This is a genomic window from Rhodococcus sp. YH3-3 (assembly GCF_001653035.1).
Taxonomy (GTDB): Bacteria; Actinomycetota; Actinomycetes; order Mycobacteriales; family Mycobacteriaceae; genus Rhodococcus_F; species Rhodococcus_F qingshengii.
Genome location: NZ_BCWH01000002.1, coordinates 2,405,660 through 2,420,130, shown reverse-complemented (window position 1 = coordinate 2,420,130; position 14,471 = coordinate 2,405,660). Strand labels below are relative to the sequence as shown.

Annotated in this window: 13 protein-coding genes and 1 riboswitch; of the genes, 6 read left to right on the top strand and 7 right to left on the bottom strand. The window is 63.6% G+C overall.

What is annotated here, in order from left to right:
* Positions 1 to 48 precede the first annotated feature (48 nt).
* Positions 49 to 435: a hypothetical protein gene (locus YH3_RS24310; RefSeq protein ID WP_003941776.1), complete on the bottom strand. Its 387-nt coding sequence runs from the start codon at positions 433 to 435 to the stop codon at positions 49 to 51.
* A gap of 159 nt (positions 436 to 594) precedes the next feature.
* On the opposite strand from YH3_RS24310, the gene YH3_RS24305 reads away from it, so the two are divergent.
* Positions 595 to 2,406, top strand: coding sequence for a long-chain fatty acid--CoA ligase (locus YH3_RS24305; RefSeq protein WP_047887999.1), 1,812 nt, complete (start codon positions 595 to 597; stop codon positions 2,404 to 2,406).
* Between the two features lie 96 nt (positions 2,407 to 2,502).
* On the opposite strand, the gene YH3_RS24300 is transcribed toward YH3_RS24305, so the two are convergent.
* From YH3_RS24300 to YH3_RS24285, 4 genes are all read right to left on the bottom strand, one after another.
* Complete coding sequence (locus YH3_RS24300; protein ID WP_064444143.1) at positions 2,503 to 3,630, bottom strand: glycosyltransferase family 4 protein; 1,128 nt, start codon at positions 3,628 to 3,630, stop codon at positions 2,503 to 2,505.
* Positions 3,631 to 3,708: 78 nt separating this feature from the next.
* On the bottom strand, positions 3,709 to 5,067 hold the full coding sequence (locus YH3_RS24295; protein WP_223304499.1) for a peptidase MA family metallohydrolase: 1,359 nt from the start codon (positions 5,065 to 5,067) through the stop codon (positions 3,709 to 3,711).
* 74 nt (positions 5,068 to 5,141) lie between these two features.
* Positions 5,142 to 6,194, bottom strand: a complete 1,053-nt coding sequence (locus tag YH3_RS24290; RefSeq protein WP_003941704.1) for a C40 family peptidase — start codon at positions 6,192 to 6,194, stop codon at positions 5,142 to 5,144.
* A 324-nt stretch (positions 6,195 to 6,518) separates the two neighbouring features.
* Positions 6,519 to 7,076 (bottom strand): C40 family peptidase, encoded by a 558-nt coding sequence (locus YH3_RS24285; RefSeq protein ID WP_003941754.1) that lies wholly within the window; start codon positions 7,074 to 7,076, stop codon positions 6,519 to 6,521.
* A gap of 14 nt (positions 7,077 to 7,090) precedes the next feature.
* A riboswitch (cyclic di-AMP (ydaO/yuaA leader) is annotated at positions 7,091 to 7,269 on the bottom strand.
* A 522-nt stretch (positions 7,270 to 7,791) separates the two neighbouring features.
* Here YH3_RS24285 and YH3_RS24280 point away from each other — a divergent pair.
* Positions 7,792 to 9,552 (top strand): DEDD exonuclease domain-containing protein, encoded by a 1,761-nt coding sequence (locus YH3_RS24280; RefSeq protein ID WP_193777186.1) that lies wholly within the window; start codon positions 7,792 to 7,794, stop codon positions 9,550 to 9,552.
* A gap of 78 nt (positions 9,553 to 9,630) precedes the next feature.
* Positions 9,631 to 9,906 carry an Lrp/AsnC family transcriptional regulator gene (locus YH3_RS24275; protein WP_003941677.1) on the top strand — a complete coding sequence of 92 codons (276 nt, stop codon included), beginning with the start codon at positions 9,631 to 9,633 and terminating at the stop codon, positions 9,904 to 9,906.
* A gap of 8 nt (positions 9,907 to 9,914) precedes the next feature.
* On the opposite strand, the gene trpD is transcribed toward YH3_RS24275, so the two are convergent.
* Both trpD and YH3_RS24265 read right to left on the bottom strand, forming a co-directional pair.
* A complete protein-coding gene (trpD, locus tag YH3_RS24270; RefSeq protein WP_003941751.1) occupies positions 9,915 to 11,006 on the bottom strand; it encodes an anthranilate phosphoribosyltransferase in 1,092 nt (363 codons plus the stop codon).
* Between the two features lie 139 nt (positions 11,007 to 11,145).
* Entirely contained in the window at positions 11,146 to 11,634 is a 489-nt protein-coding gene (locus tag YH3_RS24265) for a hypothetical protein (protein WP_030537046.1), read from the bottom strand.
* A 127-nt stretch (positions 11,635 to 11,761) separates the two neighbouring features.
* Here YH3_RS24265 and YH3_RS24260 point away from each other — a divergent pair, with 127 nt between their 5' ends.
* The 3 genes from YH3_RS24260 to YH3_RS24250 all read left to right on the top strand — a co-directional run bounded on the left by YH3_RS24260 (position 11,762) and on the right by YH3_RS24250 (position 14,428).
* Entirely contained in the window at positions 11,762 to 12,373 is a 612-nt protein-coding gene (locus YH3_RS24260) for a heme-copper oxidase subunit III (RefSeq protein ID WP_007730060.1), read from the top strand.
* A gap of 64 nt (positions 12,374 to 12,437) precedes the next feature.
* On the top strand, positions 12,438 to 13,289 hold the full coding sequence (locus tag YH3_RS24255; protein WP_003941682.1) for a cytochrome c: 852 nt from the start codon (positions 12,438 to 12,440) through the stop codon (positions 13,287 to 13,289).
* Positions 13,286 to 14,428 (top strand): ubiquinol-cytochrome c reductase iron-sulfur subunit, encoded by a 1,143-nt coding sequence (locus YH3_RS24250; RefSeq protein WP_007730058.1) that lies wholly within the window; start codon positions 13,286 to 13,288, stop codon positions 14,426 to 14,428. Before YH3_RS24255 ends, YH3_RS24250 begins: the two co-directional genes overlap by 4 nt.
* The last annotated feature ends 43 nt before the right edge of the window (positions 14,429 to 14,471 follow it).

The window sequence follows — 14,471 nt, the reverse complement described above, 5'->3', positions numbered from 1 at the left end:
TCCTTCGTCAAAAGTCCAGAACCTGCACAACGTGCAGTGCTTCGATTATCAGTCCGGTGCTACTCCGGCGGCACGTCCCGCTTCGAGTTCGCGTTTGAGCTGGAACGACATGACCTTGCCATCGACCCGACGCTTGCGGTTCATCCCGGCGAGGTCGAGGGTCGCCAGATCGGACGGCGATACGCCGACCGGCTCACAGTGCAGGAAGTAGTGCGCGATCGTCCCGTCCATGACCGGTTCGAGCCACACCTCCATGGTGCCGACCAGCTGACCTGACACTCCCCAACGGAATCCTGCGGGACCGCGATCTTCCCGGACTTCGAGCTCGAGATCACTGAACCAGCGACGCCACTGCGCGCGCGAGGACAACAGTTCGGCGACCCGCTCGGGCGGGGCGGCGATGAAAGTCTGGTCTGCGACCTGAATGCTGCTCACCGAAGTAGCTTCACATATCGCGTCCGCGAAGCGTCGAGGGGTGTCGCAACACTACATACCGGACAGACTGTAAGCCTGGCCACAACTGCGTCGGACATGCGACTACAGTAGGAGACGAAAACCCTACTCGTCAGTATTTCGCAGTGTCGGAGGTATTTCGTGCCTGAGTTCAGCGCACCCCAGACGTTCACCATTCCCGAGGATGCCTCCGCGGTCGACTCGGTCTTCGCCTTCGCGAAGACGAAGCCGGCGGCGGTTGTCTACAAGCGCAAAGTCGGAAATGCATGGGTCGATGTCACTGCAGGCGATTTCGCCGCTCAGGTGACTGCCGTCGCCAAGGGCCTCATCGCGATCGGCGTCAAGCAGGGCGACCGCGTCGGCCTCATGTCGGCGACGCGTTTCGAATGGCCGCTCGTCGACTACGCCATCTGGGCAGCCGGTGGCGTGACGGTTCCGATCTACGAAACCTCCGCAGCCGAGCAGGTTCGTTGGATTCTCGAGGACTCCGAAGCAATCGACCTCATCGTCGAGAACGACACTCACGCCGCGACCGTGAAGGACGTCGCTGCAGCCGCACCCGCGCTGCGCACGGTCTACCAGATCGATGCCGCGGCGGGCGGTAAGGGTGTCGTCGAGGAATTGACCGCACTGGGCGCCGACATCTCCGACGAGGACGTCCACGCCCGCGTCGCTGCACTGAAGGCATCCGATCCCGCGACCCTGATCTACACGTCGGGCACCACAGGCCGACCCAAGGGCTGCCAGCTGACGCACTCCAACCTGATTGCCGAGTCGAAGGGCATCCTCGACTCCAACCTCGGCACGCTGCTCAAGACTCCTGGCGTTCGCACTCTGATGTTCTTGCCGCTCGCGCACGTTCTCGCTCGCGCAGTCAGCATCGCGTCGTTCGATGCCGGTGCAGCGCTGGGGCACACGAGCGACATCCCGAACCTCGTTCCGACGTTCGGCGAGTTCAAGCCCGACTTCATCCTCTCGGTGCCGCGCGTGTTCGAGAAGGTCTACAACAGCGCACGCGCCAAGGCGCACGGCGACGGCAAGGGAAAGATATTCGACGCGGCCGCAGACACTGCCGTCGCGTGGAGCGAGGCGCAGGACAAGGGCGGCGCCGGCATCGTTCTCAAGGCCAAGCACGCTCTCTTCGACAAGCTCGTGTACTCGAAGCTGCGCGCAGCGCTCGGCGGGCAGTGCCAGCTGGCCATTTCCGGTGGTGCACCTCTGGGCGCTCGACTCGGCCACTTCTTCCGCGGTATCGGCGTCACGATTTACGAGGGCTACGGACTGACCGAAACCACCGCGGCCTTCGCCGTCAACACCATCGGCGCACAGAAGGTCGGTTCTGTCGGAAAGCCGTTGGCCGGCAACTCCGTTCGTATCGCAGAAGACGGCGAAATCCTCCTCTCGGGACCGGTGGTCTTCACCGGCTACTGGCGCAACGAGAAGGCCACCGCCGAGTCGATCGAGAACGGCTGGTTCCACACCGGCGACCTCGGCACCGTCGACAAGGACGGCTACATCACCATCACCGGCCGCAAGAAGGAAATCATCGTCACGGCAGGCGGCAAGAACGTCTCCCCCGCTCAGCTCGAAGATTCCCTTCGCGCGCACCCGCTGATCAGCCAGGCCATCGTGGTCGGCGACCAGAAGCCTTTCATCGGCGCCCTCATCACCATCGACGCCGAAGCCCTTCCCGCCTGGAACGAGCGCAACAACAAGGCCGCAGGAACCACAGCGGCCGACCTGGTTTCGGACGGCGAACTGGTCGGCGAAATCCAGGACGCCATCGACGAGGCCAACAAGCTCGTCTCACACGCCGAGGCGATCAAGAAGTTCCGCATTCTTCCGGTCGACTTCTCCGAGGACACAGGCGAACTCACGCCCACGATGAAGCTCAAGCGCAACGTCGTGCACGAGAGCTTTGCCGCCGACATCGAAAAGATCTACGCCAAGTAGTCTTTCGCCGATCAGTCCTCTGCCGACACGAACGTGCCGACACGAACGGCCCGCACCGAATTCGGTGCGGGCCGTTCGCGTTCGAGTCCCGGTTGCTCAGCCGAGGAGATTACGCAGTTTCGAAGCGAGCGTGTCCCACTTCCAGTCTTCGGCAACCCATGCCCGGCCGGCTGCTCCCATCGCGGCCGCGCGATCACGATCGGACAGCACCTCGATCACGGATTCGGCGACGTCGCGAACCGAGGTGCCGTCGACCACGAGCCCGGTCTTGTTCTGCTGCACCGTTTCCGGAGCGCCACCACTGCGCCCGGCGATGACCGGCACACCGGTAGCCGAGGCCTCGAGGTAGACGATTCCCAGTCCTTCGACGTCCAATCCGGCGCCTCGGGTACGGCACGGCATGGCGAACACGTCGGCGATCGTGTGGTGCGCCGCCAACTCTGCGGCGGGCACCGTGCCCGTGAAGACGACGTGATCGTCCATCCCGGTCTTACGCGCCAATTGGCGGAGATAGTCCTCGTACGGCCCACCTCCGACGATCACCAGTACCGCCCCGTCAATGCTCTTGCGTACGGTCGGCAGCGCCTTGATGAGCATGTCCTGCCCCTTGCGTGGCACGAGCCGCGACAGGCACAGGATCGTGGGCCGCTCGCCCAGCCCGTATCGCTTACGCAGTTCCGCGCGGGCGACCGAGTCCGGGTGGAACACTGACGTGTCCACTCCGGAAGGAAGGTGCTCGAGCGCCGCTTGCGGGCCGAAGGCCGCCGAGAACCGCCCACGGGTGTATTTGCTGACGAACGTCACCGCATCGGTGTGGTCACCGATCACACGCAACGACTGCCGCGCACCGGGAATCATCGACCATCCGACCTCGTGGCCGTGAGTACTCGCGATCACTCGGCTCGCTCCGGCACGTCGAACAACCGGCGCCAACAACGCCAACGGCGCTGCCGCACCGAACCAGACCGACTCGCAGTCGTGCTTCTTGACCAACTTCGCGGCTCGACGAGCGACAAAAGGCGACGGCAGCATCAGCGTCGTCGGGTGCCGAACGACCTCGAAAGGCTGTGCCGCATCGAACTTCTTGTGCGAGTCGCCCCGCCACCGCGGTGCGTACACCACCAACTTGTCCGGCGGCAGATGCCCGGCGAACGTGTGGAGATAGGACTGGATACCTCCGGGGCGAGGAGGAAAATCGTTGGTCACCAAGAGGGTCCGGCGCATCCGTCCACCGTAGGGCACTCGGTGCTTCAAACGTGCGAAGGGCACCTCGCCGCTGCAATCGACCCAGCCGCGAACTACTCAGCCCAGATGGCTGTTGGTCCAGTCGACCCATCCGGCTCGCAGTTCCTCGGTTCCGACGCCAACGACCGCTCGGATCCGCGAATCGAGGTCTTCGGCCGTCATCTTTCCGGAGGCGAGAGCGCGAAAGAGGTCGGTCAGCTTTGCTTCTCCGAATCGATCGGCGATATACGCGTTGATCGACCACGCCGATTCGTACGCCAGTGAACTCACGACCGGTACACCGCTGAACTGCGTGTCGTCCGGAAACTCGGTCGGAGTATCGCCGGAGCGTACCGCTGCCGCCAGAGTCGGCGCGATCTCACCCCAGGCCCGCGAGGATCCACGGTTTCCCGCGTATTCGGCAAACCCTTCCAATACCCACATCGGCGACCCGTCACGGGTTTTCGATCGGGCGGCTATGTGCATCAGTTCGTGGCGCAACACCGTTCGCCTGGTGATGTCGGTCAACCTCGAAGCCGCGGCAGGCGAGAAGACCACCCGCTGGCCACTCACGTCGGAAGACCCGTCCGCCGTCGCATCCGCGACCGACACTGCAGCAATCGAAGCGCCGTCGTGATGGGAGCCGACCAGTGCGGTGAATTCCTCAGCGGACCCCGCCACCATGAGCACCGCGCGCTCGGACCACCACGGCCCCCACAACTGCGTCGTGTTCTCGATGGCTGAGTCCACATCGGCAGCCAAAGCGTCGACGAACGCCTGCTGACCCGGGTGGCCGATCACCAGCGCGTTACCCGCAGAATTCTCTGCGACGGCAAGCGGGCCGAAGTCCCAGGGGCCGTTCCAGGATTCGCCCGCCGTTCGGGCGCCGTCCAGTCCGACGATCGACCCGTCCGCAAGAACCGACCACTGATCGCCGCGTTTCGCGAGCGTCATGGACACTGCCTTGCGCGTGGGCAATGCGTCGACGCCGTCGAGGGCGTACCGCAACAGAACTTGCGCATTCCATACTTCGACGTCTCCGCCCGGCGCACCGGTTCGCGGCGCCGGAGTCAGGCCGCCGCTGGGAATCTCGTATCCCCAGTCGGAGAATTCAAGCGCTCCCGCAGCAGTGGCTCGTCGAACTTCCGCCTCGAGCACACCGGGTGCGGCGGCACTGTCGACGAACTTCGCCAGCCCCGACGGATCGTCGGACATCTGAGCCGCGGCCCATGCATCGAGAAAGCTCTGGACTTGAGCGCTGCGTTCCGCGTCCTGTTCGGCGGCGGCATTTTCGTCGGAATCGGACCTGTTCGTCAGGAAGATCGTCAGGCCCAGAACGAGCACCACGGCTACACCGAGCGCCACGAGGGCCGGATACTCCCAACGGCGTGGTCGATCTGCGCCGACGTCGGGCGTCGTCATCGGTTCAGTCGGCACGGTGCCGAGTGTAGGAGAACTCGACTCGACGCTTCACGGCGGCTGGCCACACGCCGCTCGGGCGCAGCAAGCCGTCAGTAACGACGCGCAGTGGAGAACTCCATGCCTGCCATCGACTGGACCTTCACCGGTACGCCGAACGTCGACGCATGCAGAATGTTTCCGTCGCCGGCGTAGATGCCGACATGCGAGTTGTCGCTGTAGAAAGTCACGACGTCGCCGGGCTGTAGTTGGTCCCTCGACACCGGTACACCGCCCTGCGCCTGCGCTTGGCTCGATCGCGGCAGAGTCTTTCCGATCTGCTTGTAGGCCCACACCACCAGACCTGAGCAGTCGAACTCGTTCGGGCCGGTCGCGCCCCAGACGTACGGGTCACCGATCCGCGTGAGGCCTGCCTGCAGAGCAGCAGCACCCGAGCCAGGGGTCAAGTTAGCCAGAATTTTGCTGAGATCGACGTCCGGCGGGAAAGGCGTACCGCTCAGTTGGTTACGTTCGTCGTCGGTGAGATTCTGGAAGGCTTTGGTCACGTCGGCGATCTGCGTCTGCAGTTCACTCTGCTTGCGCTGCAAATCGTCACTGAGCGCGCGGGCTTGATCGGCGGCGGTTCGCGCTTCTTCGGCCGATCGCTTCGACGCTTCCGAGGCGGCACGCGCATCGGCAGTGGCTTGGTTGAACTGAGAGACCTGTACTGCCGCGTCGTTGGAAATCACGTCGAGCGCAGACATCTGGTCGAGCAACTGCTGCGGCGAGTCGCTCACCATCAACGCAAAGAGGCGATTGGTTCGCGCACCCTGGTAATTCGCTGTGGCAATACGGTTTACCGCCGGAGCGAACTCGGCGACGCGCGCCGAAGCCGCGTCGAGAAGACCCTGATCGGCTGCCGATCGCACGTCCGCATCATTCGCGACTGCCAGCTTCGCGTCGAGGTCGATCTGCGCGTTGTGCAGCGCTTCGTTGGTCTGCTCGGAAACCCGGGAGAGTTCACCGAGCTTGTCGAGCGCCTCGGTGGGGTTGGTGATGACGGGGTCGGCACCGGCCTGCATCGAAGGCCCTGCAACGAGTCCGAACGCCAGCACTCCCACTGTCAATGCGGCCCGTACTCGACTGTTGTTTTTCGATGAAACCACGGAATGCAACTCTCCGTCTCGGTGAAGCGACGCCGACCGGGACCGGTCGACGATCTGTTAGCTGGCTGTCAACTATCCACAGTACCTGTCTCGGCCGCGCAATGTCTCGATAAGGTTACGGAACGGCATACGTTTGTGTCTACTCGCCGGTAGGCGTGTCGGGGTGAAGTACCGGGCGAATTGTCGCGAAACGAAAATGTGGGCCCCGAATCGAAGATTCGAGGCCCACATTCGAAGATCCGGAGCTCCCCCGAGCTCCGCCGCATCACAGCGGCGGATCGTTCCGACTGCCTACCGGAGACAGCCGTCGAGCGTGTTCAGAAATCAGTAACGGCGAGCGCCGTCGTACGGCATCGAGGACACCGGAGCGAGCTTCACGGGCTGACCAGCGGTCGACGCGTGGATGACATTGCCGTTACCGGCGTAGATGCCCGAATGCGATCCGCCGTAGAAGGAGATCACGTCGCCGACCTGAAGATCGGACTGTGCGACGGCAACGCCGGCTGCAGCCTGGTCGTAGCTCGTGCGAGGCAGGTTGAGACCGGCCTGCTTGTATGCCCACTGAACGAGACCGGAGCAGTCGAATGCGTCCGGGCCGGCTGCGCCGTACACGTACGGGGAGCCCAGCTTGCTCTCTGCGGCGCGAACTGCCTGCTCACCAACACTGGAGATGGGAGCGGCCGGTGCAGCCGGTGCGATGTCGGTGATGCCCGGAATGACCGGCAACTGAGGAATAGAAACGCCCGGAACCTCGAACGTGCCGACGCCGGGGATGGTGATGGGGTCTGCCGAGGCAGGTGCAGCGGTTGCAGCGAATGCTCCGACTGCGAGCGCGCCGGCTACTGCCAACTGCGCTGAACGCTTGAAACTCTGTGACGCCACTTAAGGGGTGCTCCATTTCTTCCATTCATCCGCCGACCGAGTTAGCTGACGGGTTCGGGCTGGGAAGATCAGCCCTACCCGCGTGGTCTGCAGCGATCCTGCGTGCTGCACCCCAGGCGGGATTCACCCCAGTGGAAACTTGGGTTCCCGGTTCGGGTTCCTCGCGGAGATCCCGATTAGGCGGTTCCTGACGATGCCGGTCCTGTTTGGTCCGGCAAGACTTCGTTAGGTCTCAGGAAGGTTACGAAATGATCGCGACGATGTCGACCGCTTCGTGACAATCGCGCCCGATTCGCCGGAAATCGTGGTGCCGCGCCCGCGATACGCCCGGCGGGTCACGGGGAGATAACAACAGGTCGGTTCGGCGACCCACTCCAGGCCGTCAAACCCGCGCCCGCTACCCACTGCCAAGGCTCACCAAACCCGACAATCCGATCTTCCATGCAGTTCAACGATGATTACTTGAAACTAGAACTTGTTCCGGTCACGGACGCGGTTTCAGCCGTCGACAGACGCACCGAAGACCCCCTCGACTCGCCCTACTCACAAGTAGGCGCGCGTCCACATTCGCGAGTTCCCACCGCAAGTGTGATCCTCGTCTCTCCTACTTTTGTCGGGCGTTCATCGACCGATTTCGCAACGGAAGTCCGTGCGGGTCGGATTCCGTGTCTGCACTCTCGAATTCGTGTCGGGGGGTACTTCTACTGTCTGCGGTGTGAGTCCCGCCTCGGCCCGAGAATTTCCGTCTCCGCCCCCGTTCTCCGACGGGGAGAAGTTCGACGTCGGGCGGCAACTGAGCTTCGACGAACTGGACACACCGCTGAGCGAGACAACATTTGTCGTCGTCGACCTCGAGACCACAGGGGGCAGCGCCGACCAGGACTCCATCACCGAGATCGGCGCCGTCAAGATCCGCGGCGGCGAGGTACTGGGCGAAATGGCAACACTCGTCGAACCCGGCCGGTCGATTCCGCCCTACATAGTCGAACTGACCGGAATCACCACGGCCATGCTGATCGGCGCACCTCCCATCGAACGTGTCCTGCCTGCATTTCTCGAGTTCGCCGAGGGCGCGGTGCTGGTGGCACACAACGCGCCGTTCGACATCGGTTTCCTCAAAGCAGCGGCGTCACGCAGCGCGCGCCCGTGGCCTGCGTTCCGTGTCCTGTGCACCGTCAAACTCGCCCGGCGCGTACTCACACGCGACGAAGCACCTTCGGTGAAACTCTCCGCACTCGCCCATCTCTTCCAAGTGACCACCCAGCCGACGCACCGGGCTCTCGACGACGCGCGTGCGACCGTCGACGTCCTCCACGGACTGATCGACAGGGTCGGAAACCAGGGTGTCCACAGTTACAGCGAACTAGTCGACTACCTGCCCAACATTTCCTCGCATCAACGGGCCAAACGGTCCTTCGCCGCAAACCTGCCGCGAAGCCCCGGTGTCTACCTTTTCCGCGGTCCTTCCGACGAAGCCCTCTACATAGGAACTGCTACCGACCTTCGACGCCGCGTCCGCAACTACTTCACCGGTTCGGAGACCCGCGGCCGGATGAAGGAAATGGTCGCGCTGGCCACCCGCGTGGACCATGTCGAGTGCGCGCACGCTCTCGAAGCCGGGGTGCGTGAACTACGACTGCTGAGCGCGCATGCGCCGCCGTACAACCGTCGCTCCAAGTTTCCCAAGCGAGGTTGGTGGATCACCCTCACCGACGAGGCGTTTCCGAGACTGTCCGTGGTTCGCACGCCCACGGCCGATTCGATCGGCCCGTTCACCTCTCGCGCCGACGCAGTCGACGTCGCCGACACCGTCGCAGAGTTCAGTCGTCTGCGCACGTGTACCAAGCGTCTCGGACGCGGCGCCGTTCACGGCCCTGACTGCCCCGCTCGCGAACTGGGGGCGTGTCCAGCCTCCTGGACCCCGGAAATCAACGCAGAGGACTACGCGGCCGCCCCTGAGGCCGTGCGTGGATTCTTCCGAGGAACCAACGACACTCCCCTCCAACAGATGCAGGCCCGGATAGACGAGCTGTCCGCACACGCGTTGTTCGAGAATGCTGCGCGTCTGCGTGACCGAACGGTCGCAGTCGCCACCGCAGTGCGGCGCACTCAGCGACTCGCTGCAGTCGCGGCGATCGAACAACTCGTTCTCGCCCGCCCCACCGGAGACGGCGGCTGGGAGCTGTCGGTGATCCGGTCCGGGCGTCTCGCGTCCGCCGGGCTCGCCAGACGTGGGACTCACCCGATGCCCGTCGTCGACGCCATCACCGCGGCGGCCGAAACCGTCCTACCGGACGACGCCCCGTTCCGCGGCGCGTCACCCGAAGAACTGGGACTGATCGCAAGGTGGCTCTCGTCGGACGGTGTCCGAATCGTGTCGGCGACATCCGGATACGTCGAACCTGTGAGCGGCGCCGGCAAGTGGGAAGCCTGGTGCCGACTCGCCCGAGCCGGAACCGAATCCGAACATCGATGACGTAACGGCGGGGCGGCACCCCTAAGCTCGATCGAAACCACCGGGTCATCACAACCCGCAGGGAAATCGAGGAGAAAAATGATCAACGCCATCGTCATGATTCACGCCGAGTCCGCTCGGATCCCGGAAACCGCGCAGGCCGTCGCCGACCTGTCCGGAGTGACCGAGGTCTACTCGTGCGCAGGTGACGTCGATTTGATCGCCATCGTGAAAGTGCGTGACCACGCCCAGATCGCCGACGTGGTCACCGGAGGAATCAACAAGGTGCCCGGCGTTCTCCGAACCGCCACACACATTGCGTTCCAGTCATTCTCCAGCGCAGACGTCGAGGCCGGTTTCTCGCTGGGTGAATAGCCCCTCGATCAGGCTTGGTCGGCCAGCTCGGCGGTGAGCGCCGCCCACTTGTGAAGCAGTTCAGCGCCCGCGCCGCTGTCGATCGCGGCAGCGGCTGCAGTCATCCCGGCAGAGATCGCACTCTCGAGATCGTCGCCGACACCGTTGAATGCCGCGATGGCTGCTCCCGCGTTCAGCAGGACCGCGTCCCGGACCGGCCCCTTCTGCCCGGAAAGCAGCGTTCTGGCGACCGTGGCGTTGATTTCGGCGTCGCCTCCACGCAACTCTTCGAGAGGAACGCGGTCGATTCCGAGGTCACGCGGATCCAGCGTGACAGTTCGCACACTTCCACCCCCGACGATGTGAACCGTCGACGTCGTCGATGTGGTCAGTTCGTCCAGTCCGTCGTCTCCCCGTACCACCAACGCCGAATTGCCGCGCTGCGCAAGGACTCCCGCGACGACCGAGATCAGTTTCGGAAATGCGCACCCGATCAGCCCGGCACGCGGACGAGCCGGATTGGTCAGTGGACCGAGCACGTTGAATGCCGTCGGAATGCCGATTTCCTTGCGAGGCACCGCCGCAAAGCGCAGTGCGGGATGGAAGACCGGCGCGAAACAAAAGCCGATGCCGACCTCTTCGACGCACCTCGCAACCTGCTCCGGCCCGAGGTTGATGCGAACGCCGAGCGCCTCGAGCACGTCGGCGCCACCGCTCTTGGACGAAGCAGCGCGGTTGCCGTGCTTGACAACTCGCACACCGGACGCGGCAACCACGATCGAGGCCATCGTCGAGATGTTCACCGTGTTGGAGCGGTCACCACCCGTGCCGACGATGTCGACGACGTCGGAATCGACCGGCACGCGCCTGGAGTGTTCGAGCATCGCGGCGGCGAGCCCTTCCAACTCCGCGGGGGTTTCTCCCTTCATCTTCAGACCGACCCCGAAAGCAGCGATCTGAGCGGAGGTGGCGTTGTCCGACATGATCTCGCCCATAGCCCAGCGACTGTCGGCTTCCGACAAGTCACTGCCGTCCGTGAGCAAACCGAGAATCATCGGCCAGGACCGCACCACTGCACTCGAATCGACGTTCACGGCGTTGGATGCGTCGGTGCCGGCCATAGTGCCTTGGTCCCCTGTCGTTCAAGTGGGCTGGATTTCGAGCTGTCGTTTCGAGCTGTCGTTTCGCGCTGCCATTTTGTGCTGCCGATGACCCTCGCAGCCTAGTCAGTGAGGTAACGAGGAAACCGAATAGGGCCGCTCAGGACTTTCTGCGACCGCGTTTGGGCGGCGCCTCCGCAAGTATCGGGGGCTGGAGCGCGTCCCACCCGGCGACCGAACCACCGAGTCGCTGCGCCAGACCAGCCATTCGTGACCGCTCCTGGGAGCAATGCAGGGCGTCAAGCACCTGGACACGCTCGAAGACGACGCGAACCGAATTCTCGACCACCGGAGTCACGTCCTCGGGCCGACCCACGCCTCGCACATATCCGTCCTGGGCGACGATGCTCTCGGCATCGGCTACCGAGCCCTCCGGGAGGTCGAGATGATGCCGCAGAACCACTTCGGACTCCGCCCTGAACTCCGGCTCGGTGGAGGCGGCACGTTCGAGAGCCGTCGAGCTCGCCTCGGCGTCGTCGAAGCCTTCGGCAACGACGACCAGATCCGACCGCCCTGCATCGAGCGGTGTCGGAATCTTCGTGCCGAAAATTCTCAGGAACCACGGTCTACTCTTGTGTGTAGCTGCCATCGCGCCAGCATATTCCGACCACGCCACCAGCGCGTTCGCCGCCCGATCCCGCGAACTCGAGCCGAGCGACGCGCCGATGGTGGACCCGAGTGGTCGTCTCTTACGACGAAGCGTCATACTTCTGTCTGTGACGAGCGCAGTAGGGACTTCAGGATCGGCAATCACCCAACGCGTGCACTCGCTGAACCGGCCGAATATGGTCAGCGTTGGCACCATCGTGTGGTTGTCAAGTGAGCTCATGTTCTTCGCAGGGCTCTTTGCCATGTACTTCGTGGCACGAGCTCAGGCGAACGGAAATTGGCCGCCGGAGCCAACCGAATTGAACCTTTATCTGGCCGTGCCGGTGACCTTGGTGCTTATCGCATCTTCGTTCACCTGCCAGATGGGTGTCTTCGCGGCCGAGCGTGGCGACGTCTTCGGACTTCGTCGCTGGTACACCATCACCTTGGTCATGGGGGCGTTCTTCGTCGCCGGCCAGGGTTACGAGTACTACCACCTCGTGCACGAGGGCACCACGATTTCGAGCAGCGTGTACGGCTCGGTGTTCTACATGACCACCGGCTTCCACGGTCTGCACGTCATCGGCGGTCTCATCGCCTTCGTCTTCTTGATCGCACGTACCCGGGTCAGCAAGTTCACGCCCGCCCAGGCCACCGCCGCGATCGTTGTTTCGTACTACTGGCACTTTGTCGACATCGTGTGGATCGCGCTGTTTGCCACGATTTATTTCATCCGTTAATCAGCTGTACGCCCCAGGCAGCCCCTGACGTCCAGTTCCGTCCCGACATACCAAAGGGATACAGATGAGTTCATCCCCCCCTCCCGCATCCGATAACTCAGCGAATGCCGCGAAGTCGCGTCGCCAGCGGAAAATCCGCCGGCGCGTCACTGGCGCGCTCGTATTGATGATGGGATTGATCAGCGCAGGTTTCCTCGCTTCGGCGTTGACACCAGCTCCGCAGGTTGCGACCGCCAGTGACGATTCAGCAGCCCTGATTCGTGAAGGCAAGCAGCTGTACGACACGTCATGCATCACGTGCCACGGCGCGAACTTGCAGGGCGTGCAGGACCGCGGTCCCAGCCTCATCGGCGTCGGCGAAGCAGCCGTGTACTTCCAGGTCTCCTCTGGTCGTATGCCGGCAGCTCGCAACGAGGCCCAGGCTGCACGCAAGGACCCCAAGTTCGATGCTGCGCAGACCGACGCCCTCGGCGCTTTCATCCAGGCCAACGGCGGCGGCCCGACGCTCATCCGCGACGAGAACGGCGAAATCGCCCAGTCCTCGCTGCGCGGTGGCGACGTCGGACGCGGCAGTGAGCTCTTCCGGCTCAACTGCGCGTCGTGCCATAACTTCACCGGCCGCGGTGGCGCACTGTCCTCGGGCAAGTACGCCCCGGTCCTGGATCCGGCCAGCGAGCAGCAGATCTACGCTGCCATGGTTACCGGTCCCCAGAACATGCCGAAGTTCTCGGATCGTCAGCTGACGATCGAGGAGAAGAAGGACATCATCGCCTACGTCAAGTCGTCGGGCGAGTCGAAGGACCCCGGTGGGTACGGGCTCGGTGGCCTCGGTCCGGCCTCTGAGGGTCTCGCCATGTGGGCCGTCGGAATCATCGCTGTCGTCGGTGCAGCATTGTGGATCGGAGCAAGGTCATGAGCGACGCTGGCCAGCATGGCGGCGATACGCCTAAGAAGTACACAGATGAAGAGCTCGACGCGATGTCACGCGACGACCTGGTCAAGCTGGGTACCAATCTCGATGGCGTCGATGTCGTCTACCGCCGTGATCGTTGGTCGGTAAAGGGCACCAGGGCGGAAAAGCGCGCCGAGCGCAACGTCGCCTTCTGGTTCGGCCTCGCCGGCGTTTCGGCGATCGCGTTCATCGCGATCTACCTGTTCTGGCCCTGGGAGTACGCAGGCGCCGGTGACGAGAACTACGGCAAGTACAGCCTGTACACCCCGCTGATCGGCTTGACCATGGGTCTGGCGATCCTCGGCGTCGGCATCGGTGCCGTTCAGTTCACGAAGAAGTTCATCCCCGAAGAGGTCTCGATCCAGGACCGCCACGACGGTGGTTCCACCGAGGTCGATCGTCGCACGATCGTCGCCGAGCTCGGCGACACCCTCGAGACGTCCACCCTCCCCCGCCGCAAGGCCATCAAGCGCAGCTTGATGTTCGGCGGCGGCGCACTCGGCGTCATGATGGTCATGCCCCTCGGCGGACTCATCAAGAACCCGTGGGCCAAGGGCGACGACTCACCTCTGTGGGTGTCCGGCTGGACCCCGAACTACCCGGGCGAGACCATCTACCTGCGTCGTGACACCGGCCGTCCCGAGGACATCGTCCTCGTTCGCCCGGAAGATCTCGATGCCGGTTCGATGGAAACGGTCTTCCCGTTCCGCGAGTCCGACCGTGGCGACGAGCACGCTCTGCTCGCAGCACTACGCGGCATTCGTAACTCGGTGATGCTCATCCGCCTCCGCACGGAAGACACCGCGCGTGTCACCAAGCGTAAGGGCCAGGAAAGCTTCAACTACGGCGATTACTTCGCCTACTCGAAGATCTGCACCCACCTGGGTTGCCCCACCTCGCTCTACGAACAGCAGAGCAACCGTATTCTGTGCCCCTGCCACCAGTCGCAGTTCGACGCACTGACCTACGGCAAGCCGATCTTCGGTCCCGCTGCTCGCGCACTTCCGCAGTTGCCTATTACAGTGAACGAAGAGGGCTTCCTGGTCGCCGACGGTGACTTCATCGAAGCACTCGGCCCGGCATTTTGGGAGCGTCGACCGTGACCACAACAACAACCAAACCGTCCAAGATCAGCGCGGCAGCGGC

Excerpts from the sequence above, each read along its gene's own strand:
- YH3_RS24300 (WP_064444143.1), bottom strand. The coding sequence starts at position 3,630 with ATGCGCCGGACCCTCTTGGTGACCAACGATTTTCCTCCTCGCCCCGGA.
- YH3_RS24275 (WP_003941677.1), top strand. The coding sequence starts at position 9,631 with ATGATCAACGCCATCGTCATGATTCACGCCGAGTCCGCTCGGATCCCG.
- trpD (WP_003941751.1), bottom strand. The coding sequence starts at position 11,006 with ATGGCCGGCACCGACGCATCCAACGCCGTGAACGTCGATTCGAGTGCA.
- YH3_RS24265 (WP_030537046.1), bottom strand. The coding sequence starts at position 11,634 with ATGGCAGCTACACACAAGAGTAGACCGTGGTTCCTGAGAATTTTCGGC.
- YH3_RS24255 (WP_003941682.1), top strand. The coding sequence starts at position 12,438 with ATGAGTTCATCCCCCCCTCCCGCATCCGATAACTCAGCGAATGCCGCG.
- YH3_RS24250 (WP_007730058.1), top strand. The coding sequence starts at position 13,286 with ATGAGCGACGCTGGCCAGCATGGCGGCGATACGCCTAAGAAGTACACA.